Annotated in this window: 22 protein-coding genes; 11 read left to right on the plus strand and 11 right to left on the minus strand. The window is 69.0% G+C overall.

Going from position 1 to position 26284, the window contains the following annotated elements; translation table 11 throughout:
- The first annotated feature begins 8 nt into the window (after positions 1-8).
- From EZ304_RS20170 to EZ304_RS20190, 5 genes are read left to right on the plus strand one after another with little or no spacing between them, the layout of a single operon-like run.
- Positions 9-992 (plus strand): AAA family ATPase, encoded by a 984-nt coding sequence (locus EZ304_RS20170; protein ID WP_142807969.1) that lies wholly within the window; start codon positions 9-11, stop codon positions 990-992.
- Positions 993-999: 7 nt separating this feature from the next.
- A complete protein-coding gene (locus EZ304_RS20175) occupies positions 1000-1896 on the plus strand; it encodes a DUF58 domain-containing protein (protein WP_142807970.1) in 897 nt (298 codons plus the stop codon).
- The gene (locus tag EZ304_RS20180; protein ID WP_142807971.1) at positions 1893-3014 is read left to right on the plus strand and encodes a BatA domain-containing protein; all 1122 of its coding nucleotides are present in this window, start codon (positions 1893-1895) and stop codon (positions 3012-3014) included. Before EZ304_RS20175 ends, EZ304_RS20180 begins: the two co-directional genes overlap by 4 nt.
- Positions 3011-5185, plus strand: coding sequence for a DUF4175 domain-containing protein (locus EZ304_RS20185; RefSeq protein WP_142807972.1), 2175 nt, complete (start codon positions 3011-3013; stop codon positions 5183-5185). The genes EZ304_RS20180 and EZ304_RS20185 overlap by 4 nt, the downstream gene beginning before the upstream one ends.
- Positions 5182-6990 (plus strand): hypothetical protein, encoded by a 1809-nt coding sequence (locus EZ304_RS20190; protein WP_142807973.1) that lies wholly within the window; start codon positions 5182-5184, stop codon positions 6988-6990. Before EZ304_RS20185 ends, EZ304_RS20190 begins: the two co-directional genes overlap by 4 nt.
- Before the next feature lie 111 nt (positions 6991-7101).
- On the opposite strand, the gene EZ304_RS20195 is transcribed toward EZ304_RS20190, so the two are convergent.
- Positions 7102-7776: a hypothetical protein gene (locus EZ304_RS20195; protein ID WP_142807974.1), complete on the minus strand. Its 675-nt coding sequence runs from the start codon at positions 7774-7776 to the stop codon at positions 7102-7104.
- Between the two features lie 40 nt (positions 7777-7816).
- A complete protein-coding gene (locus EZ304_RS20200) occupies positions 7817-8335 on the minus strand; it encodes a hypothetical protein (RefSeq protein ID WP_142807975.1) in 519 nt (172 codons plus the stop codon).
- A 219-nt stretch (positions 8336-8554) separates the two neighbouring features.
- On the opposite strand from EZ304_RS20200, the gene EZ304_RS20205 reads away from it, so the two are divergent.
- The 3 genes from EZ304_RS20205 to EZ304_RS20215 all read left to right on the plus strand — a co-directional run bounded on the left by EZ304_RS20205 (position 8555) and on the right by EZ304_RS20215 (position 12438).
- The gene (locus EZ304_RS20205; RefSeq protein ID WP_142807976.1) at positions 8555-11044 is read left to right on the plus strand and encodes a DEAD/DEAH box helicase; all 2490 of its coding nucleotides are present in this window, start codon (positions 8555-8557) and stop codon (positions 11042-11044) included.
- The gene (locus EZ304_RS20210; protein WP_099552777.1) at positions 11041-12057 is read left to right on the plus strand and encodes a ribonuclease H-like domain-containing protein; all 1017 of its coding nucleotides are present in this window, start codon (positions 11041-11043) and stop codon (positions 12055-12057) included. The genes EZ304_RS20205 and EZ304_RS20210 overlap by 4 nt, the downstream gene beginning before the upstream one ends.
- A gap of 66 nt (positions 12058-12123) precedes the next feature.
- Positions 12124-12438, plus strand: a complete 315-nt coding sequence (locus EZ304_RS20215) for an I78 family peptidase inhibitor (protein ID WP_099552778.1) — start codon at positions 12124-12126, stop codon at positions 12436-12438.
- Positions 12439-12505: 67 nt separating this feature from the next.
- On the opposite strand, the gene EZ304_RS20220 is transcribed toward EZ304_RS20215, so the two are convergent.
- From EZ304_RS20220 to EZ304_RS20240, 5 genes are all read right to left on the minus strand, one after another.
- Entirely contained in the window at positions 12506-14494 is a 1989-nt protein-coding gene (locus EZ304_RS20220) for a M56 family metallopeptidase (RefSeq protein ID WP_142807977.1), read from the minus strand.
- 3 nt (positions 14495-14497) lie between these two features.
- On the minus strand, positions 14498-14884 hold the full coding sequence (locus EZ304_RS20225) for a BlaI/MecI/CopY family transcriptional regulator (protein WP_099552780.1): 387 nt from the start codon (positions 14882-14884) through the stop codon (positions 14498-14500).
- Positions 14885-14992: 108 nt separating this feature from the next.
- Positions 14993-17248, minus strand: a complete 2256-nt coding sequence (locus tag EZ304_RS20230) for a TonB-dependent receptor (RefSeq protein WP_142807978.1) — start codon at positions 17246-17248, stop codon at positions 14993-14995.
- Positions 17249-17265: 17 nt separating this feature from the next.
- Positions 17266-18486 carry an MFS transporter gene (locus EZ304_RS20235; RefSeq protein WP_142807979.1) on the minus strand — a complete coding sequence of 407 codons (1221 nt, stop codon included), beginning with the start codon at positions 18484-18486 and terminating at the stop codon, positions 17266-17268.
- Positions 18476-18868: a hypothetical protein gene (locus EZ304_RS20240; RefSeq protein ID WP_260678157.1), complete on the minus strand. Its 393-nt coding sequence runs from the start codon at positions 18866-18868 to the stop codon at positions 18476-18478. The genes EZ304_RS20235 and EZ304_RS20240 overlap by 11 nt, the downstream gene beginning before the upstream one ends.
- A 130-nt stretch (positions 18869-18998) precedes the next feature.
- Between EZ304_RS20240 and EZ304_RS20245 the strand changes: the two genes are divergently transcribed.
- Positions 18999-19946: a helix-turn-helix transcriptional regulator gene (locus tag EZ304_RS20245; protein WP_142807980.1), complete on the plus strand. Its 948-nt coding sequence runs from the start codon at positions 18999-19001 to the stop codon at positions 19944-19946.
- Between the two features lie 141 nt (positions 19947-20087).
- Complete coding sequence (locus tag EZ304_RS20250) at positions 20088-21239, plus strand: serine hydrolase domain-containing protein (protein WP_142807981.1); 1152 nt, start codon at positions 20088-20090, stop codon at positions 21237-21239.
- Here the strand turns inward: EZ304_RS20250 and EZ304_RS20255 are convergent.
- From EZ304_RS20255 to EZ304_RS20265, 3 genes are all read right to left on the minus strand, one after another.
- On the minus strand, positions 21174-21851 hold the full coding sequence (locus EZ304_RS20255; RefSeq protein WP_260678158.1) for a hypothetical protein: 678 nt from the start codon (positions 21849-21851) through the stop codon (positions 21174-21176). The genes EZ304_RS20250 and EZ304_RS20255 overlap by 66 nt on opposite strands.
- Positions 21852-21977: 126 nt before the next feature.
- Complete coding sequence (locus EZ304_RS20260) at positions 21978-23393, minus strand: XVIPCD domain-containing protein (RefSeq protein WP_142807983.1); 1416 nt, start codon at positions 23391-23393, stop codon at positions 21978-21980.
- A 123-nt stretch (positions 23394-23516) separates the two neighbouring features.
- Positions 23517-24623 (minus strand): SDR family oxidoreductase, encoded by a 1107-nt coding sequence (locus tag EZ304_RS20265; RefSeq protein WP_142807984.1) that lies wholly within the window; start codon positions 24621-24623, stop codon positions 23517-23519.
- 216 nt (positions 24624-24839) lie between these two features.
- On the opposite strand from EZ304_RS20265, the gene EZ304_RS20270 reads away from it, so the two are divergent.
- Complete coding sequence (locus EZ304_RS20270; RefSeq protein WP_142807985.1) at positions 24840-25148, plus strand: hypothetical protein; 309 nt, start codon at positions 24840-24842, stop codon at positions 25146-25148.
- Here the strand turns inward: EZ304_RS20270 and EZ304_RS20275 are convergent.
- Positions 25126-26181, minus strand: a complete 1056-nt coding sequence (locus EZ304_RS20275) for a DNA topoisomerase IB (RefSeq protein ID WP_099552787.1) — start codon at positions 26179-26181, stop codon at positions 25126-25128. The genes EZ304_RS20270 and EZ304_RS20275 overlap by 23 nt on opposite strands.
- Positions 26182-26284: the final 103 nt, after the last annotated feature.

Here is a 26284-nt window from a genome sequence, read left to right on the forward strand (position 1 = left end):
GCACGCCCATGACCGCCCCCGACCTCGATTCCCTGCTGCCGCGCCTGCACGATCTGCGCGCTGCGCTCGCACGCGCCGTGGTGGGCCAGAACACCGTGGTCGAACAGCTGCTGATCGGCCTGCTGGCCGGCGGCCACTGCCTGCTGGAAGGGGCGCCGGGCCTCGGCAAGACCCTGCTGGTGCGCTCACTCGGCCAGGCGCTGGAGCTGCAGTTCCGGCGCGTGCAGTTCACCCCGGACCTGATGCCCAGCGACATCCTCGGCACCGAGCTGCTGGAGGAAGACCACGGCACCGGCCATCGCCATTTCCGTTTCCAGCAAGGCCCGATCTTCACCAACCTGCTGCTGGCCGACGAACTCAACCGTACCCCGCCCAAGACCCAGGCCGCACTGCTGGAAGCCATGCAGGAGCGCACGGTCAGCTACGCCGGCATCACCTATGCGCTGCCCGCGCCGTTCTTCGTGCTGGCCACGCAGAACCCGATCGAGCAGGCCGGCACCTACCCGCTGCCGGAAGCACAGCTGGACCGCTTCCTGCTGCATGTGCTGGTGGACTACCCGAGCGAAGACGAAGAGCGGCAGATCCTGGAACAGACCACCGGCGGTGCCACCGACGCGGTGCCGAAGGTGATGGACGCCGAGGCGGTGATCGCACTGCAGGCCGCCGTGCGTCAGGTGCATGTCAGCCCGGACGTGCTGGCCTGGATCACCCGCCTGGTGCGTGCCAGCCGTCCGGGCGCCGGCGCGCCGGCGGCGATCAACCAGTGGGTGAAATGGGGCGCTGGTCCACGTGCCGGGCAGTCGCTGGTGCTCGCTGCGAAAGCACGTGCGCTGCTGCAGGGCCGGTTCGCCGCCACCCGCGAGGATGTGCAGGCACTGGGCGCGCCGGTGATGCGCCATCGCCTGCTGCTGTCATTCGCCGCCGAGGCCGAGCAGAAGCGTGCCGACGACGTGGTCGCCGCCCTCCTGCAGGCCGTGCCGTTCCCGGGTTGATCCACGCGTGAACGCCGGTACCCCGCTGACCTTGCCACCGGAACTGCGTGCGCGCCTGCGCCTGCTGCGGTTGCGGCCGCGCCTGGCCAGCGGTGCCAGTGGCATCGGCCAGCACGCCAGCCGCAGCCGCGGTGCCGGTCTCGAATTCGCCCAGTACCGTGCCTACGAGCCCGGCGACGAACTGCGCCAGATCGACTGGAAGCTGTACGCCCGCTCGGACCGCTTCTTCGTGCGCGAGTCCGAACGCGAAAGCCCGATCACGGTCTGGCTGCTGCTCGACGCCACCGCTTCGGCCAACCAGGCGGATCGCGCGGCACCGCCGCGCACACGTCTGGACCATATGCGCGGCGTGGCCGCCTGCGTGGTTGAGCTAGCCCTGCAGCAGGGTGACCGTTTCGGCCTGCTGGCGATCAATGGCGATGGCCTGCAGCTGGTCCCCGCGGCGAACGGCGCACGCCAGCGTGATCGCGTGCATCTGCAACTGCATGCCTTGCAGGCGCGCGGCGCCTGGCCTGCGGCCGATCGCCTTCGGCCGCTGTGGGAGCGCGTGCGCCCGGGCGACCTGTTGCTGGCGATCGGCGACGGCTTCGACGATGCCGGCATCGTGCTGCTGGAACAACTGGCCAGCGCACGCCGCGAAGTGGCACTGCTGCAGATCCTGACCGCCGACGAGCGCGACTTCCCGTTCGACGCCGGCCATCGCTTCCGCGACCCGGAAACCGGCGAGGAACTGTTGGGCGACGGCGCGGCGATCCGCGCCGACTACCTGCAGCGCTTCGCTGATGCACGCAGCGCATTGCATGCGCGCCTGCAGGCCAGCGGCATCGCCAGTGCCACCGGCTGGCTCGACCAGCCTCTGGACCAGGCGCTGCAGGCGCTGTTCGGCCGTGGGGGCGGTGCATGACCCTGCTGTTCCCGCTCGGCCTCGCCGCGCTCGCCGCAGGGCTGCTGCCGCTGCTGATCCACCTCGCCCGCCGCCATCCGTATACGCCACTGGATTTCGCCGCGCTGCGCTGGCTGCGTGCACAGATCCGGCCGCGCCAACGCATCCGCTTCGATGACTGGCCGTTGCTGCTGGTGCGCCTGTTGCTGCTGGCTGCATTGGCCTTGCTGTTGGCACGACCTGCGCTGACCGGCCCCGCTCCCGCCCCCGATGCGTGGACGGTGGTGGCCCCTGGGCTGGACGCCGCTGCACTGCGTGGTTCCGCTGCGGACCGCACCTGGCACTGGCTGGCACCCGGCTTCCCCGCCATCGACCAAGCACCGCCTGCGTCCAGCGCGTCCCTGCCCAGCCTGCTGCGCGAACTGGACGCGCAGCTGCCAGCGGGCACCGCGTTGGCCGTGCACGTTCCCGATCCCCTGCCCGGCCTGGATGGCGCCCGCCTGCAGCTGTCGCGCGAGGTGCGATGGCACACGCAGCCGATGCCGGTCACCCCGCCGCAGATTGCAGCGGCACTGCCGCGGCTACGCGTACACGGCGAGGCATCCGCCACTGCCCAGCACTGGTTGAACGCACTGCAGCGCGCGTGGGGCGTGCAGGCACTGCCCTCGCCCTTGGCGGGGGATGCCCTGCCCGAACGCGGCGAGATCGGCGTGTGGAGCCGCAGCGATGCACTGCCAGCAAACTGGCAGGCGTGGTTGCGCGACGGCGGTCGTATCGTAACCGCCGGCAAGCCTGCTGCCAGCGCCCGCATCCTGCTGCGCGACGCCGAGGGCGCACCGCTGCTGTGGCAGCAACGCATCGGCCACGGCTCTCTGCTGGCGCTGCCGGGCGACTGGAATGCCGCCAGCAACGCTGCGCTGCGCGATCCGCGCCTGCCACGTGCCCTGCTGCTGGCGCTGCAGCCGCCCATGGCCCCGCGCCTGGGCGACGCACGTGACCACGCACCGCACCGGGCCGTATTGCCTGCTGCAACACCGCCGCTGCGTGAGCCGACACCTTGGCTGTTGCTGGCCATCGTGCTGCTGTTCGCGCTGGAACGCTGGATGGCCAGCAGTGCCCAGCGCAGGGTGGGCGCATGAACACCCTGCAGCACGCCTGGCAACGCGCACGCCGTCGCCGTGCGCTCATCACCCTGCTGCTGGTCCTGCCATGGGCGCTGGCTGCGGCGGTGCTGGCCCTGCGTCTGGCAGGCTTCGATATCGCCTGCGTCGTCGGTACGGTCAGCCTGCTCGTGTGTGCGGCCTTCGCCACCGCGCGTGCCCGCCAGCTGGACCGGCAATGGCTGCAGCGCCAGCTCGATGGCAGCGGTGCCAGCGAGGACAGTGCCGACCTGCTGTTCGCCGATGCCGCCACGCTGAATCCGCTGCAGCAGCGCCAGCGTGCGCATGTGCTGGCCACGCTGGAACGCGCGATGCCGGAGCTGCGTCCGCGCTGGCCGCGCGGGGCATTGGCGCTGTGCTGGATCGCAGGCCTGGCCATTGTTGTGCTGGCACTGGGCTGGCCACGTTCGAACCCCGGTTCCGCGCCTGCCCACACGTCGGCACCTGGCAGCACGGCTGCCGCAGGCCCGCTGCGCCTGCAGTCCACCCGCCTGCGCATCGACGCGCCGGCCTATACCGGCCAGGCCACGCTTACCCGGAATGCACTGGACGCCAAGGTCGCCGCCGACAGCCGGCTGTCCTGGTCGCTGCGCTTCGACCGCGCCCCGGACAAGGCATGGCTGCAGTTCCACGATGGTCGCCGGTTGCCACTGAGCGAGCACGAAGGACAGTGGCAGGCGCAGGATGTGGCACGCACGCCAGTGCTGTACCGCGTGGTGAGCGAACCGGCACTGGCAGAGACCCGCCTGCATCGGCTGGATGTGGTGGCCGACCGTGCACCCAGCGTGCGCGTACTGGAGCCCACGGCCAGCCTGGTGCTGGGCACGCCGGGGCAACGGCAGTGGGCGCTGCGCTTCGAGGCCAGCGACGATTACGGTGTCGCGGCGCAGGCAACGCTGTCGATCACCACCACCCAGGGCAGCGGTGAGAACATCACCTTCGTGAAGCGCAGCGTCACGCTTGCCGGCAGCGGCGAAGCCACCGCGCGGCGCTTCGCCCACACCCTTGATCTGGCTGCGCTGGGCGCGCAGCCCGGCAACGATGTGATCGCCCAGCTGGAGGTACGCGACAACCATGCACCCACGCCGCAGACCGGGCGCAGCAGCAGCGTGATCCTGCGCCTGCCCAGCGCCGAAGTCGCGCTCGGTGCAGAGCTGGAAGGCCGAATCAGGAAAACCCTGCCTGCGTACTTCCGCAGCCAGCGGCAGATCATCATCGATGCCGAAGCGCTGATCCGGCAGCGACGCAGCCTGGCCGCCGAGGACTTCGTGAAGCGCAGCGATGCGATCGGTGTCGACCAGCGCATCCTGCGCCTGCGCTACGGCCAGTTCCTGGGCGAGGAAAGCGAAGGTGCGCCGAAGCCACCGCCGACCAGCGACCTGCCCACCAGCGATACGCCGGCCGCAGACGATCACGACAGCGATCACGATCACGATCACGACCATGGCGCCGATGGTGGGGCGCACGACGCGCATGGCCATGATCACGGCGGCAAGGCGGACAACCGCGATACGCCGCCGGTATTCGGCAGCGACACCGACGTGCTCTCCGAATACGGACACACCCATGACCACGCCGAAGCGGCCACCCTGCTCGATCCGCAGACCCGCGCCACGTTGAAGGCCGCGCTGGACCAGATGTGGTCGGCCGAAGGCGAGCTGCGCCAGGGCCGTCCGGAACAGGCATTGCCCTTCGCCTACAAGGCGTTGGGCTTCATCAAGCAGGTACAGCAGGCCGAACGCATCTATCTGGCCCGGGTTGGACCGGAGCTGCCGCCGATCGATGAAGGCCGTCGCCTCGGCGGTGATCGCGCCGGGCTGGCCAGTCGTGAACTGCCGTTGGCTGCGCGCACTCCGCCAGATCCGGCCATCGTTGAAGCCTGGCAACGCCTCGGTGATGACAACGGCGCACCGGATCTCGATGCGCTCGCGGCCTGGCAGCAGCGCAACGCGGCCTACCTGCCCGATGCACTGGATCTGGCCGCGGCCATCGAGCAGCTGCGCATCGAGCCCGACTGCGGCGACTGTCGTCAGCGCCTGCGCGCGCAGCTGTGGCGGGCGCTGCAGCGTCCACTGCCGCAGGCGATGCGGCGCAGTGCGGCCGATGCGATGGGCCAGCGCTACCTCGATGCGCTGGAGGCGCAGCCATGAACGCCTCCAGCCTGAACCTGTGGATTGCGCTGGCACTCGCTGTGGTCGTGGTCATCGCCAGCGTGCGCCAGTTGCGTGGAAGCACCGCGCACCCGGGCCGCCGGTGGAGCGTGATCGCACTGCAGATCGTCGTCGCCACGCTGCTGTATTTCTGCCTGGTGCCACCCACCCGCCAGCAACCCGCAGGCGGGCTGGTCGTGCTCGGAATCGATGCCGGCAAGGCCGGCGCACTTCCGGCCAGCGAAGGCCCGCTGTTGCTGTTGCCGGAAGCTGCCGATGTGCCCGGCGCACAGCGCGTTCCCGACCTGGCCACCGCGCTGCGCCAACACCCGGCCTCCACGCTCACGCTCGTTGGCGCCGGACTGGTCGCACGCGATCGCGACGCGGCGTTGCCGGGCGACGTGCGTTGGCAGGCAGCACCCGCACCGCGCGGCTGGGTCGCGCTGCAGCCACCGGCCGACGTCGCTCCCGGCGGACGCTTCGAGGTACAGGCGCAGGCGCGTGGCGCGGCAAAGGCGAAGGCCGAGCTGCTGGACCCGGCCGACAGCGTGGTCGATCGCATGGACGTTGCCGACGACGGTCGCGTCCAGCTCACCGGCATCGCCCGTGCCGAAGGCCGCAGCGTGTTCCGGCTGCGCCTGCTCGACACCGAAGGCCATGTGGTGGATACCGTACCGGTGCCGCAGCAGACCTTGCCGGCAACGCCCTTGCGCCTGTTGGTGCGTGCCAGCGCACCCGGCCCGGAACTGAAGTACCTGCGCCGCTGGGCCGCCGATGCCGGCCTCCGCATGCAGGTGCAGGCCGATACCGGGGCCGGGCTCAGCGTGGGCGATGGCGTGGTCTCGATCGATGCTGCAACGCTGGCGCGCAGCGACCTGCTGCTGCTGGACGAACGCAGCCTGGCGGCCCTGAGTGCAGGCCAGCTGGCCGTCGTGCGCCATGCGCTGCGCGAGGGTCTGGGTGTACTGGTACGAAGTGCCGGGGCACCTTCGGCCAGTGCGCGCCAGCGCCTGCTCGATCTTGGCCTGCCAGTGCAGGGCGATGGCAGCAGCCACACCCTCGCACTTCCCGGTGATGGCGAAAGCGCGATCCTCGCCGCACGGCGTGGCCCGCTTGCCGCCGGCACACTGCCAACCGGCTACGGCGAAGAAGCCGACCGCAGCTCGCACAGCGCTGCGCTGCCTTCGCTGGAAGCACTGGCGTTGCAGGCACCGGGCAGCAACGCACTGCTGCACGATCGGGGCGGCAAGGCCGTCGGCGGCTGGCGCGCGGCCGGCAAGGGGCGCGTCGGCCTGCTGCCACTCACCGACAGCTGGCGCTGGGTGCTGGCCGGTCGCGATGATCGCCACGGCGAACTGTGGAGCAGTGTGGTGGCCACCCTGGCGCGTGCACAGGGCAGCGCTGATGCACTGTGGTCACCAAAGCCGATCGGCTGGGCAGGCGAACGGCAGATGCTGTGCGGCGTGCAGGCGCCGCTGCAGGTCTTCAACAAGCGTGGCGACGATATACCCCTGATCATCGATGGCGCGACGTCGGCACTGCGCTGCGCCGGCTGGTGGCCCCGTGAGGCAGGCTGGCAGCGCCTGCAGCATGGCGACAGCGTTGTCTGGCGCTATGTGTTCGACCCGAAGGATGCACCGACGCTGCATCGGCAGGTGATGATCGATGCGACCACGCAGGCGTTGGCTGCCAGCACGCCGCCGGATGCGTCAGTGACGCAACCCGTGGCGGGCTCACGCTGGCCGTGGTGGCTGGCGTTCGTGTTGTGCGCATCGCTGCTGTGGTGGCTGGAACGGCGGCGGTAACTTCGGGGTCGGATCCCTTTCGCCCGCAAAAGGGCTCTGGCCCCGCCGATGGGTCCGCGAACCGCATCCACGCATGGCGTGGATCTACTGACCGGTTGCCTTTCGACGGGGTCAGCGCGTGCCCGCGCGCAGGTACACGCCATTGAAGCGCACGTTCATGCCTCCGCACTCGCTGTTGTCGGCCACGATCAGCACCTCACCCAGCGAATGGACGCGCACCTTGCAGGTGTCCTCGACGAACTCGACATCGGCACCACGCGGCGCGGCGCGCGCTTCCACCTGGCCCATGTTCGGCCCGTAGGGACGCTGCTCCGGCGTGGGGTTGGCAGAGGGCCAGTAGGCGTCACCCTCCACATGCAGTTGCCCGCCCTGCACGGTGATGCGCAGGCCGTTGTCGCCGTCCTTCCAGTCGCCCGCCCAGTCCTGCAGCGTTGGCACGGCCACCGGCAACGGCTGCAGCTTGCTGCGGTCGACCCAACCGGCGCTGCCACCCACCTTGTTCGGGAAGAACGCGCAGCGGTAGCGGCCAAGGTCGCGACCGGTCACCACGGTATCGCCGTTGACCACATAGCTGCGCTGGCGGCAGGCCGGTTCGCCCTTGGCCGGGCAACCGTCCATGTCGCCGAGCAGATACAGGCGCTGTGCATCGACCACCCGCGCCAGCGCGAACTGGCTCTGTTCGGAGGGGAACGCGCCATTGCGGCACGCGCCATCACCGGCGATGCCGGCAGCGAAGGCGGACGCAGGCAGCAATGCAGCCAGCAGGCAGAACGAACGCAGGAACATGGCAGCGCTACCGGTTGAGGAACCGGCAGGATATACCGGCCTACTTCACCGGCGGCGCGCCGCAGCCTTCCTGCTCCTGGCAGAACTGCAACGCGCGCCGCTGCTGCTCGGCGCTCAGCTCCGGCGGTGGCCGTGCAATGGCGGACTGGATCTGGTCGGGGCCGCCGGTGAGCTTGTTCAGACCCCGGCCCGCCGCCAGCACGCCCTTGACCACGCCCATCATGATGTAGCCGCCGCCCATGCTGACCTGCTCCGGCGATGGCGGTTCGCTCCAGTCGCGGCTGAAGCGGTTGTCGCCGAACTTCACCGGATTCTTGAAGCGGTACAGATCCAGCGGCTCGTCTTCCGGCTTGAGCGCACGCACTTCGCCGAGGGTGGTGACGTTGTCCTGCGGCAAGGCGATGGAAATCGGCGCGGTGGCTGCTGTCGGGGCATCAGCAGGGGGAACGGGTGCAGGATCGGGCACCGCCACCGGCGCGGCCTGCTGTGCCTGTGCGATGCCCGCCAGCAGCATGCTGGCCAGGAGTGCTCCCTGCGTTCCACGTCGTGCCACAGCCATCCCCCTGTTGGTTGCGTCCAGCGCCCAAGGATACGGATGCCGGCTTCAGATTTCGTTGCCGCACCGGCGGCTGTTCAGCCCAGGGAGATGCGACGATGCGGCGATGCCATGGGACACGGGCACTGAACGGTTCACGCCCTCCGTGTGCGGTGTCTCACATCCTGAGACGTGAGTGTGGTGCCATGTGACTCCTCGCAATCCGTCCCGGCTCCATCTTCCATGGCTTACGAACTCGCCAAGCGCACCGCCGATGCCGAGCGGAAGCTCGCCACCCGCGATGGCCTGCCCGCCCGCGACGGCGCCCTGCTCAGTGCACGCCTGCAGCGCCGCTACCAGGACCGCATCACCGGCAGCTTCGCCATTCCCGGCCGCGAGGGCCGCTACGGCGCCATTCCCGACACGGTGCCACCGGCACTGGCCGCAGCACTGAAGGCGCGTGGCATCGAGCAGCTCTACAGCCACCAGGCCGAAGCGTGGGAGGCCAGCCAGCGCGGCGAGCACGTGGCCATCGTCACCCCCACCGCCAGCGGCAAGTCGCTGTGCTACACCCTGCCGGTGGTCAGCGCCGCGATGCAGGACAAGGCCAAGGCGCTGTACCTGTTCCCGACCAAGGCGCTGGCCCAGGACCAGGTGGCCGAGCTGCTGGAACTCAACCGTGCCGGCGACCTGGGCGTAAAGGCCTTCACCTTCGATGGCGACACCCCCGGCGATGCGCGGCAGGCGATCCGCCTGCACGGCGACATCGTGGTGTCCAACCCGGACATGCTGCACCAGGCCATCCTGCCGCATCACACCAAGTGGGCGCAGTTCTTCGAGAACCTGCGCTACATCGTCATCGACGAGGTACACACCTACCGCGGCGTGTTCGGCAGCCACGTCACCAACGTGCTGCGCCGGCTCAAGCGCATCTGCGCGTTCTACGGCGTGCAACCGCAGTTCATCCTGTGCTCGGCCACCATCGGCAATCCGCAGGCGCATGCCGAGGCGTTGATCGAGGCACCGGTCACCGCCATCACCGAATCCGGCGCGCCCAGCGGGCCGAAACAAGTGCTGCTGTGGAACCCGCCGGTGATCAACCCGGACCTGGGTCTGCGCGCCTCGGCACGCTCGCAGAGCAACCGCATCGCGCGCATCGCGATCAAGTCCGGGCTGAAGACACTGGTGTTCGCGCAGACACGCTTGATGGTGGAAGTGCTGACCAAGTACCTGAAGGACATCTTCGACCACGACCCGCGCAAGCCGCCCCGCATCCGCGCCTACCGCGGTGGCTACCTGCCCACGGAACGCCGCGAGACCGAGCGTGCGATGCGCGCGGGCAACATCGACGGCATCGTCAGCACCTCAGCACTGGAGCTGGGCGTGGATATCGGCAGCCTCGACGTGGTCATCCTCAATGGCTACCCCGGCAGCGTCGCTGCCACTTGGCAGCGCTTCGGCCGCGCCGGTCGCCGCCAGCAGCCCGCGCTGGGGGTGATGGTGGCCAGCTCGCAGCCGCTGGACCAGTACGTGGTACGCCATCCGGATTTCTTCGCCGAGGCCTCGCCCGAACACGCACGCATCGCGCCGGACCAGCCGCTGATCCTGTTCGACCACATCCGCTGCGCGGCCTTCGAGCTGCCGTTCCGGGTCGGCGATGGCTTCGGCCCGATCGATCCGGAAGTGTTTTTGGAAGCGCTGGCCGAAACCGAAGTCATCCACCGCGAGGGCGAGCGCTGGGAATGGATCGCCGACAGCTACCCGGCCAACGCGGTCAGCCTGCGTGCGGTGGCCGATGGCAACTTCGTGGTGGTCGACCGCAGCGATGGCCGCCAGCAGATCATCGCCGAGGTCGACTATTCCGCGGCCGCGCTCACGTTGTACGAAGGCGCGATCCACATGGTGCAGTCCACGCCCTACCAGGTGGAAACGCTGGACTGGGAAGGCCGCAAGGCCTACGTCACGCGCACCCACGTGGATTACTACACCGACAGCATCGACTTCACCAAGCTCAAGGTGCTGGACCGCTTCGATGGCGGCGTGGCCGGGCGTGGCGATTCGCACCATGGCGAAGTGCACGTGGTGCGCCGCGTGGCGGGCTACAAGAAGATCCGCTACTACACGCACGAGAACATCGGCTACGGCCCGGTGAACCTGCCCGACCAGGAACTGCACACCACTGCGGTGTGGTGGCAGCTGCCGCAGGCGCTGCTGCTTCGCGCGTTCGCCAGCAAGCAGGATGCGCTGGATGGATTCCTCGGCGCGGCGTACGCGCTGCACATCGTCGCCACCGTGGCGGTGATGGCCGATGCACGCGACCTGCAGAAGTCGGTGGGCAACGGCGATGGCTCCTGGTTCGCGATCGCCGACCAGAGCGGCCGTGGCCAGCTGCGCGGCAGCGAGGGCGATCCCGGTGTGGTGGAGTTGCTGCAGGAGTTCGTGCCCACCGTGTACCTGTACGACAACTTCCCCGGTGGCGTCGGCCTCAGCGAGCCGCTGTGGCAACGCCAGGCCGAGCTGGTGCAGCGCGCGCGCGAACTGGTGCAGCGCTGCGACTGCAAGGCCGGCTGCCCGGCCTGCGTGGGCCCCGTACTGGCCGCGCAGGAAGAAGATGAGACTTCGCCGCGTGCGCTGGCGCTGCGCGTGCTCGACCTGTTCGATGCCGACGCCTGCCAGCATGTGCCCGACGTGGTGGTGACCACGGGCGATCCTATGGAGCTGCTGGCCCCGTGAGCCTGAGCCTGGACAAGCTGCGCCTGCTGCGCAGGCAGGCCGGCGACCCGAAGGCGAGTACACCGGCCGCGCCGGACGTGCCTCCTGCACCTCCGGCACCCGTGGCCGCCAACGATGCGCGGCAACCACCGGCCGAGCGTTCGGTGTTCGCCTGGGTCGAACAGGAAATCCGCCACAAGCCGACCGGCGCTGCGGCCTCCACACCGGCGACGCTGCGGCGGCCGGAAGTAGGCAGCCTGCATCGCCTGCTCGGCCTGCGTTCGCGCGGTGGAGCCGCGCCGGCACGCGCCAGTGCACAGGATCGCCAGCTGCCCGGTGAGGAAATCGAGCCGGGCCTGTTCCTGATCGAATCGCTGCAGCCGCAACCGATCCCCACCGCCCCGCTGTCGCTGGCCTTCGCCAAGCGCGAGGACCAGCACGTGGCCGCACGCGATCTGCTGTTCTTCGATACCGAGACCACTGGCCTGGCCGGCGGCACCGGCACCCGTGCCTTCATGATCGGCGCGGCCGACTGGCACGTGTGTCCGCAACGTGGTGAAGGCCTGCGCATCCGCCAGCTGCTGATGTCGACGATGGCCGCCGAGGACGCGATGCTGGCCACCTTCGCCCGCTGGCTGCAGCCCTCCACCGTGTTCTGCAGTTACAACGGCCGCAGCTACGATGCGCCGCTGCTGAAGGCCCGCTACCGGCTGGCACGCCAGCGTTGCCCGATCAGCGCACTGGATCACGTCGACCTGCTCTATCCGACCCGCCGCCGCTATCGCGGCACGTGGGAGAACTGCAAGCTGTCCACCATCGAACGCCAGCTGCTGCGCGTGGTGCGCGAGGACGATCTGCCCGGTTCTGAAGCACCGGGCGCTTGGCTGCGCTTCCTGCGCGGGGGCGATGCGGTGAACCTGCGCCGGGTGGCCGACCACAACCACCAGGATGTGGTAACCCTGGCCCTGCTGCTGCAGCGGTTGGTGCACGAGGAACAGCGCGAGCGCGAGACGCTGGCGCTGGTCGGGCAGTAGGCGTTGACGCGGCCTGACGGTGGCAGCGGCGACACTGCCGCCACCATCCACGCCTGGAGCCCGACGATGCGCCTCAATCCCCTGGTCCTGCTCGCCATCCTGCCACTGGCTGCCTGCAGCCATGCCGGCAGCAGTACCGCGCATGAGACCACGCCGCCACCGGCGGCCGATGGCCCGCATGAGTGCCAGCCCGACAAGCTTGAAGCATTCACCGGCAAGACCGCCGACGAAGCCACGGTGAAGCAGCTGGTCAGCGCCAGCGGCGCACGCGGTGCACGGGTGGTCAAGCCCGGCATGGCGGTGACCATGGACTTCCGCCAGGATCGCGTGACCGTGCAGGTGGATGCGCAGAACCGTATCGAGCGCGCCAGCTGCGGTTGATCGCCCCAGGGTAGTGCCGGCCGCTGGCCGGCACCCCACATTGCCGGCCCGCGGCCGGCACTACCGATCAGAGGCGCTCGGCCTTGCCACTGGCCAGTGCGCGCGCGATCACCTGCTGTGCCTGCTGCGATGCCTGCGCATGCACACGCGCCTGGCGCTCGCCCAACGCGGCCTGCTGGCTGCCCAGTGCCGCCTGACGGCTGGCCAGTTCAGACTGCTGGCTGGCCAGGCGCTGCATGTCACGGGTGCGGCCGGATTGCGCGGCCTCGCTGCGGGCTTCCTGCATCGCACGACGTGCCTCGGCGGCAGCCTCGCGTGCAGCCTCTCGCGCAACGGCCACATCGCGGGTCGCACCGCGCGCTGCCTTCGCCGCTTCCGCAGCCGCCTCACGGTTGATGTCATGGGCGGCCATCGCATTGCGTGCTGCCTCGGCGGCGGCCAGTGCGATGCGGCGCGCCTCTTCACCCTGCAGACGCCCCATCTCACCCATCTGCTTGCCGAGGTCGCTCTGCTGGCGGCCCAGCGCACTCTGCTGGCGGCCCAGTTCGCTCTGCTGGCGACCGAGGTCCGCCGCACCGGCATAGGCGCGCTGCAGCGACTGGATCAACATCGGGTCGCGCACCACGTAACGCTTGTCACCCTGACGGAACCACAGTGCGGGGCCCTTGCCGAGCTGCCTGCGGGCCACCGTCACGTCGTCCATGCCTCCGTTGGCGAAGGTCGAATCACCATCGACCAGCACGAAGGCCTCCCGGGGCGACTTGCCCAGATCGAGGCGACCGTAGGTCGTGATGGAGGTCGTGGTGGTCGTGCCGTCATGGTCCTCATCCATGCCAGCGGCATCGTCGACGTAGGCCACGTCGGCATCGTCAGGACCGGACGGTTCTTCCATATCGGCTGGTTCGGCGGGCGGTGCGGGAGCCACCGGCACGGCCGGAACGCGCGCGGCCGAGGGCGGTGCGGGCGGTGCTTCCGGGGCCTTCGGCGGCGGCGGCACCACGGCCTTCGGGGCGGCCGGTGGTGCGGGCGGAGCCGGCGGCACTGGCGCTGCGACCAGTCGCATCGGCGCCACGCCCACCACCACCACCACAGCGGTCAGCGCCATCGCCAGGATGCGCGGGCAGGACCGGTGCGACTGCAGCGAGAGCAGGCGACGCTTGAGACTGGTGGTGCTCGGTGCGGCGCTGGCCACGCCCAGATGCGGCTGCGGGGCCACGCCCAGCTGCAGCAACAGGCGGCCATAGGCCTGGCGGCTGGCGCCGTGCTGGCCGACCACCGCCGCATCCACGGCTTCCTCGCGGGCCTGGGCGTATTCGCGCACCGACAGGCGCAACAGCGGGTGGAAGAAGAACAGGTGCTGGGCCAGTGCGGGCAGCAGGCCCCATTGCAGGTCACGCCGCTGCAGGTGCTGCAGTTCGTGGGTCAGTGCGAGGTCCAGCGCGTCACCCTGCAGGGCATTGTCGCCGGCCGGCAGCAGCAGCACCGGGCGGAACGGCCCGACCAGCTGCGGCGAGTCCACCTGCGTGCTCATCCAAAGCCGCGGTGCAGGGCGCACGCCGTGCGCATCGGAGGCCAGCTGCAGGGCCTGCACCAGCGCCTCGTCCTCGCAGGGATAGGCGGCGGCCAGCAGCGCGCGGCAACGGCGCCACTCACCGAAGGTTCGCACGGCCATCAGCAGCACGCCGGACGCCCACAGCGCGGCCAGTGCAACGGCCCACCACGCCACCGACGGCACGTCCGCTGCAGGCATCGGCATCGTCGCCAGCAGCTGCGCCGAGGCCTCCGGCGCCAGCGGATAGACCAGATCGGCGGCAACGTCGGTGGCGGTCATCGCCACGGCCTGGGGGGCCGGCAGCCAGGCCAACTGCAACGGCTGGCTCCAGAACAGGCCGAGCACGGCCTGCAGCGACACCAGCCACCACAGGCGGCAGCGGGTAGCCGCCGACAGCGACGGCAGCGCGCGGCACAGGCCGTATACCAGGGCCACCAGCAGCACGGTCTGCAGGCTGGTCCAGCCCAGCCGTTCCAACATCGGGATCAGCATCGTGGTGTCCATGGCTCAGCCCTCGTGGCGACGCGATTGGAGTTGGGCGACCAGCGCTTCCAGCTCGGCCAGCTCGTTGTCGCTGACCTGCTGGCGCTGCGACAGGTAGGCCACGAACGGCGACACCGAGCCCTGCAGGGTGTTGTCGACAAACTGGGCCACGGCACCCTGCAGCACGCTCTGCGGGCCACGGGTGGCCTGGTAGCGGTAGACGCCGTCCTGCTGCTGGCGCTGAAGATACCCCTTCGCCCGCAGCCGCTCCATCATCGTCAGCACGGTGGAACGGGCCAGGCCACGGGCCTCCCCGTAGCCATTGGCGACTTCGCCGACGCTGGCCGGCGCATGTTCATCGATGTACTGCAGCAGGGCCAGCTCCTGGTCCCCGATCGTCTTGCCACGCATGACACCACTCCCTTGACTACACGTGTCGCCACTGTCTGCGTGACGACAACTGTAGTCAACCCCCCGGAAGTCATGGGCCGACGAACGGTAGGGCGGTGGTCGCCTCCCTCAGTACTCCACCCGGTACCCGATCGAGAAGGTCCGCCCCGCCGCCGGCAGGCTGGACATCTTTCCGTAGGTCGCCTCGGCCTGCTGGCCATAGACCGTGCGGTAGTCACGATCGGCCAGGTTGTAGACGCCCACGCTGAAACGACCTCCGGCCAGCGGTACTTCGCCGATCAGGTCGAACACCGCATAGCCGTGGATCTTCGCGGCCGGGGTTGCGCGGATGCTCGGGCTGATCGCAGCAGCCGGTGCATCACGCCAGGCGCGATCGGTCCCACCGACGACCTGCCCCTGCAGTCGCAGCAGGCTGTCGTTGGCGAAGCGCCACTGCCCATGCATACCCGCCTTCAAGGGTGAAACGCGGAACGCATTGAGCTCACGCCAGCGTCCGGCAGCGTCGCGGTACTGGCCACGGGTGCTGGCAAGGCTGGCGCCCAGCTCCAGCGGTGCGGTCGGCGTGTAACGCAGGTTGGCCTCCACGCCCCACACCCGCTCGTCGGTGTCGGCCACCGACACGCTGTAGTCGCGGTTGAACTGCACGGTCTTGTCCGAGCGGTTGTAGAACGCGGTCACTGCGCTCTGCAGCAATGCATCGCTGCGGCGCCAGCCCAGCTCGTAGCTGTCGACCTTGATCGGGCCGATATTGCGGCTGTCGATGACGAAGGTTGCCGGTACATCGCGCAGCATGCGCTGGGTGTCGGGCAGGCTGAAGCCCTGCGAGACGTTGGCGAACAGCTGTTGCGATGCATCCAGCCGGTACACCACGCCGGCATTGAACAGGGTCTGCGAGTGGCGCACGCGGCCACCCTGCAGCAAGCGCGGCTGGTACCCGGCAACGGCATCGGCGGTGATCGCTTCGGTGTAGGGAAGCGAGTCTTCTACGCGGTTGCGCAGGATCTGGTGGCGCACGCCGGCCTGCACGCTGAAGCGCTCACCCAGCGAATGATCGGCCTGCAGGAACAGGCCGGTGGTATCCACGCGCACGTCCGGCCCCATCGCGTACTGCGCGGTGGGCTGGTAGTCGAGACCATTGCTGGCGATGAAGCGGTTGATGTCATACATCTGCCCGCGCTGGCGATCCTGCTCGCGTTCATGGTCCACGCCATACGACAGCTGCAGGCTGCGGCCACCGACCTGGAAATCCTTGTGCAGCGCGCTGCGCAGGCCCCAGACATCAATGTCGGTGTTGGACTGCATCGCCACATAGGCGAAGCCACCACGCAGCGCCGGGTGCACCAGGGTCGACACCGACGGGAACCAGCGCCCCTGCTCGTTGCGGTAATAGGCTTCCACGCTCAGTTCCTGCCCACCCGGCAGGTCGCGGTTGCGATACTGCACATTCACTCCCTGGTGCCGGGTCCGCGGCTGCGCCTCCAGCTGCAGGCCGGGCAGCGCCTGGTGGTTGGGCGTGAATGCAGGGTTGAACAGCGCGGCCAGGCGCGGGCCATAGTCGGGGCCATGATCACTGTCCTGCTGATCGTCGAACCAGCGTACGCCGACGCTCAACCGCTGGCTGTCCGTCGGGGTCCAGTCCAGGCGTGCATTGAGTTCGCGGGTCTCGGTGTCCTGCCGATCGGTCTGCGCGATCTCCGGGCCGATGCGGCGGCCATGCGCATCCAGCGATGCGCCCTGCCGGCCATAGGCGAAGCCGAACGCGCCACTGAACTGATCGCCGCGCACGGTCATGGTCTGCGCGGCGTTCCAGGCCAGCGTGTCACTGGACAGATGCGAGGGACTGCGCAGGCCGAACTGGCTGGCCAGCTGCACCGGCTGCTCGCCGGGCTGCAGGGTGATGATGTTGATGATGCCGCCACTGGCACCGGCGCCATACAGCGCGGTGGCGCCGGAGATCACCTCGATGCGCTCGATCATGGTCGGCGAGATGCTGTTGAGCTGGCGCGACCCATCGCGTGCGCCGGTCAACGGCACGCCATCGATCATCACCTGCACGCTGCGGCCACGCATGGTCATGCCGTAGTTGCTGGTGGTACCGCTGGCCGGCGCCAGCGACGGCACCAGCTGGCCGAGGATGTCGGCGGTGCTGCGCCCGGCGGTGATCTGCTGGGCAATCTGTTCGTGCTCGATGGCATACACGGTGCCGGCGATCTCAGCCACGCTGCGTGCGCCTCGCACGGCGGTGACACTCACCGCATCCAGTTGCCGGGTGCCGGCCGTAGCAGACGCATTCTGCGCCGCCAGCTGGCCACTGATGGCCATCGCCAGCACAGCCAGCGGAAGGGTTGCTGCGGTATGCCGCATGGTGTCCTCGTTGCGTATCAGGGGGAGTTCGTGGGTGCTGCGAAGCGGCGCATCAGCGGCCGGCACAACAGCAGTCCAAGCGCCGAAACCGTGGCCAGCGCGATGTAGTAGGTGGGGTAGCCCATGCCCTTGGCGAGGAAGCCGGACAATGCGCCGCCGATGAAATTGACCAGCAGCTCGAAGCACACCAGCAGGGTGAAGTCGGTGCCGGCCTGCGCACGCGAGCTGACCCGCATGAACAAGGCATACAGGCTGGTCATCGCCACATAGCGCAGCGCCAGAAGAGCGATCACCAGCGCGCCCAGGCCAAGCCGCGAGGTCGCAAGCGCGCCGCTGTACAGCATCAATGCCAGCAGCACGTACAGCGCCGTGCGCCACCAGCCGGCATGCATCAACAGCTGCTCGGCCCGGTGCTGCTTTAGCAGCCAGGCTGCGCCCACGGCTGCCAGCATGCCGGTGCCGGCACCGCCCACCGAGATCAGCAACCCGATCTCGGTCAGGCTGAACTGCTGGTCGACCAGCAGCGGGTTGATCATCGCCATGGCCGGCGCTTCCACCAACCGGTAAAGCACGATCAGCAGCAGCGCCCAGCGCAGTTCGCGACGGCGCAGCGCGCGCAGGATGCTCGGCCGCGGCGCGTCGGGCCTGGCCGGCGTTTCATTGATCTGCTGCACTGCCAGCAGGGTCAGTGCGCTCATCGCGGCCAGGCTCAGCAGGGCCACGCTCCAGCCGCGGGTTTCATACAGCCACAGCACGCCGGCGCCACCAATCATGCTGCCCAGGGCCACGCCCACGCTCTGCGCCATGCTGCCCAACCGGTGCTCGGCCGGCGCCAGCGCCTCCACGGTGTAGCCGTCGATGGCGATGTCCTGGGTGGCGGCAATGCTCGAGATCCACATGCCGACCAGCACGAACACGACCAGGCCATGATCCAGGCCAGTGAACGCCAGCACCAGGATGCCGGCCAGCAGCAACAGTTGCGTCAGCCACAGCCAGCTGCGGCGGCGGCCGAGGGCGGGCAGGTGCCAACGGTCCACCAGCGGTGCCCACAGGAACTTCAGCGCCCACGGCAGGTACAGCAGCGACAGCATGCCGATCCAGCGCAGGTCCACGCCCTGGCTGCGCAGGATGGCGGGCACCGCCACGTTGTAGAAATACAGGGGCAGCGCGTGCGCCATGTACAGCGCGACAATCACCCCCAGGCCGAATGGCGAAGCGGCGGCGCGCTCAGTGCGCATCGGCCTGCTCCAGGTGCTCGCCAATCCAGCGCATGCCCGCGCCGGCATCGGCGGTGACGAAGTAAGGCACGGCCCAGGCCGCGTGCAGCGCCGGGGTGTCCAGCCGCTGCCGCTCGGCGGCATCGCTGGCGATGCGTACCAGGCCCCGGCAGTACTGCCGGAAGGCGGCCTTGTACTGCTTGTACCAGACCGCCTGCAGGGCACGGTAATCGTCGCAGAAGGTGGCACCGGGCGCGGTGCTGGCAATGAAGTAGAAGGGACGGTGGGCCTCGATCAGCGCCTGCACGCGGTCCAGCCAGTACCGGATCTGGTCCGCATCCACCGCGCCATGGAAGACGGCACGCAGCACCACCGCCTCGTTGATCACCAGACCCATTGCCATCGACCTTCTTGCTGAACAGGGGAAAGGGGCAGTGGCCCAGCCCCGCAAATGAGAATAATTTGCAATACGATTGCAAGTTTAGGCGCGACGAAAGAAAATTTAGGCACGACAGCATTCGTGGGTGCCTTGCATGCAGGTCTATTCCTGCGCCGAACTGATGAGCGCCGCCCACGCGCTGGGCGGCCGGGTCGACTTTGAATCGGGCCTTCCCGATGCGCTGCCGGTGCTGGCCGGCTGGCAGCAGGTGCAGTCGATGGACAGCGGTCTGGTGCTCTATCTCAGCCGCAGCCAGGACATGGTCGGCGGCCGCAGCCAGAACTGCCTGCCTGCGGGGCTCACCGCCAGTTTCCTGCTGCAGGGACAGGCCGAAGTGGTCATCGCCAACCAGCGCCTGCAGATGGACAGCCGCCGGGCCGGGAGCCCGGCGATGCTGGTCCACCTTCGCGAGGAGGAAGCGTTCCAGCGCCACTGGCAGGCGGGTCGTGAGGAAACCAAGGTCAGCCTGCACCTCAGCCGGGACTGGCTGTCGCGCCAGCTCGATGGCATTGCCTCGGCCGGTCTCAGCCGCCTGCGGCTGAGCCACGCGCGCAACCAGGCGTGGCAGCCGCCTGCGCCGCTGCTGCGGCGAGCTGCTGCCTTGTTCGGGACGGAAGCGGCGGAGCCGCCTCTGCTGGCCAGCCTGCAGCGCGAGAGTTTTGCGCTGGAGGTCGCAGCCAGCGTTGTCCGTTCCGTGGTCGCCGAGCGCGACGCACCTGGCCCCAGCACGCATCTGCGGCGTTGCGTGGACCAGTTGCAGCAGTGGCTGCAGAGCGGCGAGGCCGATGGCCTGACCATCAACCAGATGGCGCGCAGGCTGGGGACCAACGCCGTCGACCTGCAAAGCACCTTCCAGCAGCTGCACGGCAGCAGCATCGCGGCCTGGCTGCGTGCACTGCGCCTGCAACGGGCACACGATGCGCTGCTGCAGCGGCGGGTATCGGTGGACGTGGCGGCCAGCCTTGCCGGGTACGCCCATACCAGCAGCTTCAGTGCCGCGTTCAAGCGGCAGTTCGGACGGTCGCCCTCCCGCATCCGCTAGCCGCGTGCACGCCCTGCGTGCCAGCCCTGAACCTGACCGCGCGACGCAGGTTCCGCTTAAACCTTTTCCGCGCCCACTGCATCCGATCCTCGACGCCCGCCGGAATTCCGCATGTTCCGCCCAACGCTTCGAGTCGTGCTCATGCTCATCAGCGCCCTGCCGTTCGCCGCCCTGTCCTTGCCCGCCCCGCCCTTGCCGGCCGTGTCCGCCAGCCAGGACCAGGCCAACGACCAGACCCGCCGCCTGATCCGGCAGATCATGCGCGATGAGCGCATTCCCGGGCTGCAGATCGCAGTGGTCAAGGACGGCCAGATCGTGTTGTCCGAAGCCTACGGGCTGGCCAACGTAGAAAACGGCGTGCTCGCCTCGCGTGACACCCGCTTCCCGCTCAACTCCGCCACCAAGGCTTTTACCGGGGTGGCCATCGCACAACTGGCAGAACAGGGGCGATTGGATCTGGACGCGCCGGCCTCGCGCTACCTGGATGATCTTCCTGCTGCATGGAAGGACGTGCGCCTGCGCCAGCTGCTGGCCCACACCTCCGGCCTTCCGGACATCCTCGATGCGAAGGGACTGCTGGGTGGTGGTTCCGAAGCGCAGGCATGGACGGAGGTAACTGCGCGACCAGTCGAAGCCGCACCCGGGCAGCGCTTTGCCTACAACCAGACCAACTACGTGCTGCTGGCGCGGATCATCGCGCGGCAATCAGGCATGCCCTACGAGCGGTTCCTCGCCACCGCCCAGTTCAGCAGTGCACGCATGGCGCGCACCACCTTCGGTGACAGCTACGACCTGATTCCGGATGCCGCGACGATGTACAGCCTGGCGCCGCGCGCGACCGATGCGGCCGACACGCCACCACGTCTGTCGCACTGGTTCTACGACATACCGCCCTCACTGTGGGCCGGCGGCGGCATCCTCACCACCGCCGACGACACCGCACGCTGGCTGGTCGCGTTGACCGAAGGCCGCCTGCTGGGTGACGCCGCGCGTGCACGCATGTGGTCGGCCGAGCGCCTGGCCGACGGCCGCGCTGGTCCGTGGGCGGGCGGCTGGCCAGTGCTGCAGGCAGCGCCCGACCTGCAGGTGGCCGGCATCGGCGGCGCGCGCTCGGCGTTCGTGGTTTATCCCGGGCGCGGCGTGGCGGTGGTGGTGCTGACCAACCTGGTCGGCGCCAATCCGCAGCGCTTCATTCCACGTATCGCCGACTTCCATGCCAGTGCTGCCTCAGCGGCCGATGACAAAGCGGTCGCCCGTGCATGGCAGCAACGGTCCATCGTTGCACGGCCATAGCGCTGCAGGGAGGGTCTGCGTCACCTCGAAATGATCCTGGTTCCAGCGCAGGAATCCGGCGTGCACGGCGTTGCCATGGTCGAAGGTGCGTGCATCCTCGCCCAGCGGCTGTTCTGGATCAGCTTCGAGCACCCAGCGCAGCACCGGCACCTTGTCCAGCTGCCCGGTGAAAGCAAACAGTTCACCCGCGCCCTTGTCCTGGTAGGCCGCCAATGCCGTGGCATCCGGCAGGCTGGCCTGCGCCAGCAGTGCGTCGGTGACGTCCTGCAGCGGTCCGGTTCCCTCAGCGATATAGGCACGCATGCCGGTGGTGATGGCCGGGCAGCCCTTCAACTGCACCAGATAGCCGGTTTTCCCGCCACCGCCGGAGAACGAGCGCAACCAGTAGCGGAAGCGCGGTCCACTCTGGTCGGTCACCATGACGTCGGCCCCGCCCTGCTGCCCTGGAATCGAAACCACCAGCGCGTCGTGCGCGCCGGCGACGTCGCACTTCAACTGCTGCAGTACTCGAAGGGCGGGCTCGGGCAGCGCGCCGTGACGGCCTCCGGCATGCGCGCTGCCGGATGCTTCCGGCAACCCGGGCAGGCCACGATCAGGCGAAGAAGGTTGCACGGTTGGCGCCGCTGCGGGCGTGGCAACTGGGGCTGCAGCGGTGCGCTCCCCCGCGGGCGCACAGGCGCTGCAGGCCAGCAGCAACACCAACGGCAGACCGGACATCAATGGTAAACGGACCATCGATCAGCGCCCTCCCATTGCCGGCGCTTCCTGCTGCTGTGCAGCCGCAGGCGCCGGTGCCCCCTGTTCGCGCGCTTGCTGCTGCAGCTGGCGCAGGCTGGTTTCCACCGCAGTCTCGCGCACCTCGGCCGCATTGACACCTGCGCGCACTGCCGCGGGATCGCCCGGACTGCCCTGCACCAGGAAAAGTGTCTCGCCCGCAGCGCGGCCACCACTGGGATTGCTGGCCACGATCTGGTCGACCCGGGTGATGCCCGCGGCCTTCGCTTCGCGCAGCATCACCAGACTGTATTCATCGGCGTGCTCGGCGTAGCGTCCGCCCAAGGCCTGCAGGTGCGTGCTGATCTGCTGCTGCAGGGCATGGTCGCGATGCTGCGGCTGCCGGGGATCGTCGTTGGCCGCGAGCGGCGCGTCCTGTCCCAGCTCGCGCGACTGGCCCGGCGCAACCGAGGTCAGGACATACTGCCAACGGTTCTGCCCAGAGGTGCCGCGTACCGTCGCCACGAAGTCGTCGTACTCGCCGCCGCCGATGGTCTGGCAGCCCGCCGAATCGGTGTTGGACCGGCTGCCACGATGGATCTTGAAGGTGTCGTTGAGGTCCTGCACGCCCTGGGTATCGCGGGCATCGAACCAGCCATCACCATTGCTGTCGCGCTTCACCCGGCCAGCGCCGGCGGTGATGGCCGCCTGCGAAGGGCGCAACGCGAACTCATCGGGATGGCCGTTGCGCGGATGGGTGGTCGCGCGCATCTCGGTGGTGCCTTCGCCCAACCGTCCAAGATCCTTGACCCGGTCGCCGTTGACGTCCTCGCCCTCGGTCTTGGTGCGCGGTGCCACGTTGCCGAAGCCGGGGCTGCGTGGCGTGGTCTTGGCGTGACCGTCGTACTGGGCCGTCGGCTCTGTCGTGGCCTGGTTGAACTCGCGTACATGGCCGTGGCCCTGCGCATCCTTCCACAGCACCACGATGCGGTCGTCGTAGACACCACGCCCGCGCGCCTCGGTGGTGCGGTTCTCATCACGCAACCCCAGCACCACGCGATCCTGGGTGGCCATCGCATCGTTCGCCGCAGCGTTGCCGCGCTGGGCCACGATGCTGCCATACACGTCGTACTGCTGGGCCTGGCTCAGGCCCGCGGTCTCTGCTGCATCGGGCATGCGCGGAGGGCGCGTCGCCTCACCCAGGCGCTCCAGCATCGGGTTGACCGTGGCCGCATCCGCAGCGGATACGCCACCGCTCCGTCGCAGCGCCTCAAGCTCGGTGGCACCCCGCGCCGCGATGTAGCGATCCAGCGATTCCTGCACCACCGCACTCTGGCCGTTGTGAAGGGCCTCCAGGCGCGCGGCCGCGCCACGGGCGTCGTTCTGCCGCAACAGGGCGACGACTTCATCGGCCGCTGCGTTGATATCCATCTCCGGCATGATCTTTCCTTGAACGTGATCGGTGTGGGCGTCCAGCCTACCCCACCACACCGGCGCAGCCCTTGACACACGCCACACACCTGCGCAAAGCCCCATTCAGCAGATCCCACGCAACAGGGTTGTTCAGCCTCGCGGCCCACCCATCACCGGCAGGATCACCCCGCTGATGTAGCTGGCACAGACCGGCGAGGCCAGGAATACGTAGGCCGGCGACAGTTCTTCGGGTTGTGCGGGCCGGCCCATGTCACTGTCCTTGCCGAATTCAGCGACGTCCTGCGCCGCCTTGTCGGCGGGGTTCAACGGCGTCCACACCGGCCCAGGCGCCACGCAGTTGACGCGGATTCCGCGCGGCAGCAGCTGGCTGGCCAGCGCCTTGGTGAACGCATGGATCGCGCCCTTGGTGGCCGAGTAGTCGATCAGCGCCTTGCTGCCAAAAATGCCGGTTTCCGAACCGGTGTTGATGATGCTGGCGCCCTCGCCAAGATGCGGCAGCACCGCGCGCGCCATCTGGATGTAACCACCGATGTTGGTCTGCAGTGTTTCCTGCAGGTGCGCGTCTTCAAGGTCTTCCAGCCGCTCGCAATGCAGCTGGAACGCGGCGTTGTTGACCAGGATGTCGATGCCGCCGAACGCCTTGGCTACCTGCTTGACCGCCTTGTTGCAGAAGCGCGGATCACGCACATCACCGGCGATCACCACGCAGCGGCCGCCTTCGCGCTCCACGTGCTGGCGGGTGATGTCCGCGTCCTCGGCCTCGTCCAGGTGCAGTACCGCCACATCCGCGCCTTCGCGTGCGAACAGCACCGCCACCGCACGGCCGATGCCGGAATCGCCGCCAGTGATGATCGCGCGCATGCCCTGCAGCTTGCCGCTGCCGGTGTAATCGGGTGCGAGGAAACGCGGCGCCAGCTCCAGTTCGTGTTCATGCCCGGGCTTGGCCAGCTGCTGCGCCGGCATCGCCTCCGGCTGACGGCGTGCGCCTGCCTGGGTCGCAGTCTTCCTTGTGGCCTTCTTTGCCGCGCGCACATCCTTGGCCTTTTCCTGGTCCTGCAGGCGCCGCTGCCGGGCGGCGACGCGCGCTGCCCGTGGATCGCTGGCGGCCGCCTGGCGCGTTGCGGTCTTCACCACCCGCGGTCGAGCGGGGTCGGCTGCGGTCTTCGTCGCAGTGCTGCCTTTGCGCACCTTGGGCGAGGCTTTGCGGCGGACGGGGGTTTTCCTGGTGGTGGCCATGCAGGTCTCCTCGGAGTGGAAGGGGGTTGCCGGCCAGCGGCCGGCACTACCGGGCGCATGCGCCGCAGTACCGGGGGCGGCATCCGCCGCGCCTGCAGTGTCTCTGCCTATGCTGTTGGTGGCAGTGAGCGCACCGTGCCCACGATGTGCACGGTATTCATTCCGCCACCACGTGCGCCGTCGCACGCTGCACGCAACCACACAAGGAACGCCTCCATGAAACATGCCATCACCACCGCCGCCGTCTGCTTTGCCCTCGCGGCCTGCAGCAGCACACCCATGGCCCAGGTGCAGCCGATCGACGGCGTGATTTCCGGGCAGTGCCACAGCGACATGGTGCGCGGCGCACTCGGCCTGGCCGCTTCGGACGCCACCGTGGCGCGGGCACGCGTGGACAGCGACAGCCTGCACGTGCGGGTGCTGCGCCACGACGGCCCGCGGGTGCCACCGGCCCACGAAGGCGGCGACCGCCTGACCATCGAGAAGGGCCGCACCAACAACATCACCGCGATCTACTGCGGCTGAGCCTGCGCGCCCTGCGCAGCACGCGCAGGGTGGCCTGTTCCCACTGGCGCGGCCCGCGCAGGCCGGCCAGCTTGGCCAGTTCGCCGCGCTCCCAGCCGGCGAACACGCACGGGTCGATGTAGGCCTTGCGGCATACCGCAGGCGTGTTGCCCAGCAGCGCTGCCACCTCGCACACCACCGCACGCTGTGCCTGCGCCAGCGCGCGCTGGCTGGCCGGTTCCGGCAGCTCGGTGGCGGCAAACGCCTGCACCGCCGCCACGGTGCCGCCCCAGGTGCGGAAATCCTTGGCGGTGAAGTCCTCGCCCATCACCTCGCGCAGGTAGTCGTTCACCGCCCCCGAATCCACCGGCTGCGGTGCGCCGTCGTCATCGCGGTACTGGAACAGCGCCTGCCCCGGCAGCTGCTGCAGGCGGCGTACCAGCAGCCCCAGCCTGCGATCGCCCACGGTCACTTCCTGCAGCTGCCCGGACTTGCCGCGGAAGCGCATGCGCACCCGGCCGCCGCGCAGCAGTTCCAGATGGCGGTTGCGCAGTGTGGTCAGACCGAACGAACGGTTCTGCTGCGCATAGGTTTCATTGCCGACCCGCACCAGCGTGTCGGCCAGCAGCGCGACCACCATGGCCAGCACCTTCTCTTTCGGGAAGCCGGGCCGCTTGAGATCGCGCGACAACCGCCGCCGCAGTGCAGGCAGGGCCTCACCAAAGGCAATGATGCGGTCGAACTTGCCGGCGTCGCGCTCCTTGGCCCAGTCGGCGTGGTAGCGGTACTGCTTGCGTCCGCGCGCATCGCGGCCGGTCGCCTGCAGGTGGCCATTGGCATGGGCGCAGATCCACACCGCGGTGTAGGCCGGCGGAATCGCCAGCGCACGGATGCGTTGCAGAGTGGTGGCATCGCGCAGCGCGTGGCCATCGGCATCGCGGTAGCTGAAGCCCTTTCCAGCGCGGCGGCGGCTGATGCCGGGCTGGGTGTCATCGACATAGCGCAGGCCCGCAGCGCGCGCGGCCTGTTGTTCCGGAGTGGCGGGTGTTGGCATGTCCGCCAGTGTCACCGGTGCGGCGCAGCGATCCTGTCGATAACACAAGACAAACACGTGAGGGTCGGTTCGCCGCTATGCTCGGGCTTTCACAACCCCTTCC

It is taken from the genome of Stenotrophomonas maltophilia, assembly GCF_006974125.1.
Taxonomy (GTDB): Bacteria; Pseudomonadota; Gammaproteobacteria; order Xanthomonadales; family Xanthomonadaceae; genus Stenotrophomonas; species Stenotrophomonas maltophilia_O.

What these genes read in the sequence shown, in the direction of transcription:
- EZ304_RS20275 (WP_099552787.1), bottom strand. Translation starts at nt 26,181, where the DNA reads ATGCCAACACCCGCCACTCCGGAACAACAGGCCGCGCGCGCTGCGGGC.
- EZ304_RS20270 (WP_142807985.1), top strand. Translation starts at nt 24,840, where the DNA reads ATGAAACATGCCATCACCACCGCCGCCGTCTGCTTTGCCCTCGCGGCC.
- EZ304_RS20195 (WP_142807974.1), bottom strand. Translation starts at nt 7,776, where the DNA reads ATGTTCCTGCGTTCGTTCTGCCTGCTGGCTGCATTGCTGCCTGCGTCC.
- EZ304_RS20240 (WP_260678157.1), bottom strand. Translation starts at nt 18,868, where the DNA reads ATGGCAATGGGTCTGGTGATCAACGAGGCGGTGGTGCTGCGTGCCGTC.
- EZ304_RS20250 (WP_142807981.1), top strand. Translation starts at nt 20,088, where the DNA reads ATGCTCATCAGCGCCCTGCCGTTCGCCGCCCTGTCCTTGCCCGCCCCG.
- EZ304_RS20235 (WP_142807979.1), bottom strand. Translation starts at nt 18,486, where the DNA reads ATGCGCACTGAGCGCGCCGCCGCTTCGCCATTCGGCCTGGGGGTGATT.
- EZ304_RS20190 (WP_142807973.1), top strand. Translation starts at nt 5,182, where the DNA reads ATGAACGCCTCCAGCCTGAACCTGTGGATTGCGCTGGCACTCGCTGTG.
- EZ304_RS20215 (WP_099552778.1), top strand. Translation starts at nt 12,124, where the DNA reads ATGCGCCTCAATCCCCTGGTCCTGCTCGCCATCCTGCCACTGGCTGCC.
- EZ304_RS20260 (WP_142807983.1), bottom strand. Translation starts at nt 23,393, where the DNA reads ATGCCGGAGATGGATATCAACGCAGCGGCCGATGAAGTCGTCGCCCTG.
- EZ304_RS20185 (WP_142807972.1), top strand. Translation starts at nt 3,011, where the DNA reads ATGAACACCCTGCAGCACGCCTGGCAACGCGCACGCCGTCGCCGTGCG.
- EZ304_RS20200 (WP_142807975.1), bottom strand. Translation starts at nt 8,335, where the DNA reads ATGGCTGTGGCACGACGTGGAACGCAGGGAGCACTCCTGGCCAGCATG.
- EZ304_RS20220 (WP_142807977.1), bottom strand. Translation starts at nt 14,494, where the DNA reads ATGGACACCACGATGCTGATCCCGATGTTGGAACGGCTGGGCTGGACC.
- EZ304_RS20245 (WP_142807980.1), top strand. Translation starts at nt 18,999, where the DNA reads ATGCAGGTCTATTCCTGCGCCGAACTGATGAGCGCCGCCCACGCGCTG.
- EZ304_RS20180 (WP_142807971.1), top strand. Translation starts at nt 1,893, where the DNA reads ATGACCCTGCTGTTCCCGCTCGGCCTCGCCGCGCTCGCCGCAGGGCTG.
- EZ304_RS20170 (WP_142807969.1), top strand. Translation starts at nt 9, where the DNA reads ATGACCGCCCCCGACCTCGATTCCCTGCTGCCGCGCCTGCACGATCTG.
- EZ304_RS20205 (WP_142807976.1), top strand. Translation starts at nt 8,555, where the DNA reads ATGGCTTACGAACTCGCCAAGCGCACCGCCGATGCCGAGCGGAAGCTC.
- EZ304_RS20265 (WP_142807984.1), bottom strand. Translation starts at nt 24,623, where the DNA reads ATGGCCACCACCAGGAAAACCCCCGTCCGCCGCAAAGCCTCGCCCAAG.
- EZ304_RS20230 (WP_142807978.1), bottom strand. Translation starts at nt 17,248, where the DNA reads ATGCGGCATACCGCAGCAACCCTTCCGCTGGCTGTGCTGGCGATGGCC.
- EZ304_RS20225 (WP_099552780.1), bottom strand. Translation starts at nt 14,884, where the DNA reads ATGCGTGGCAAGACGATCGGGGACCAGGAGCTGGCCCTGCTGCAGTAC.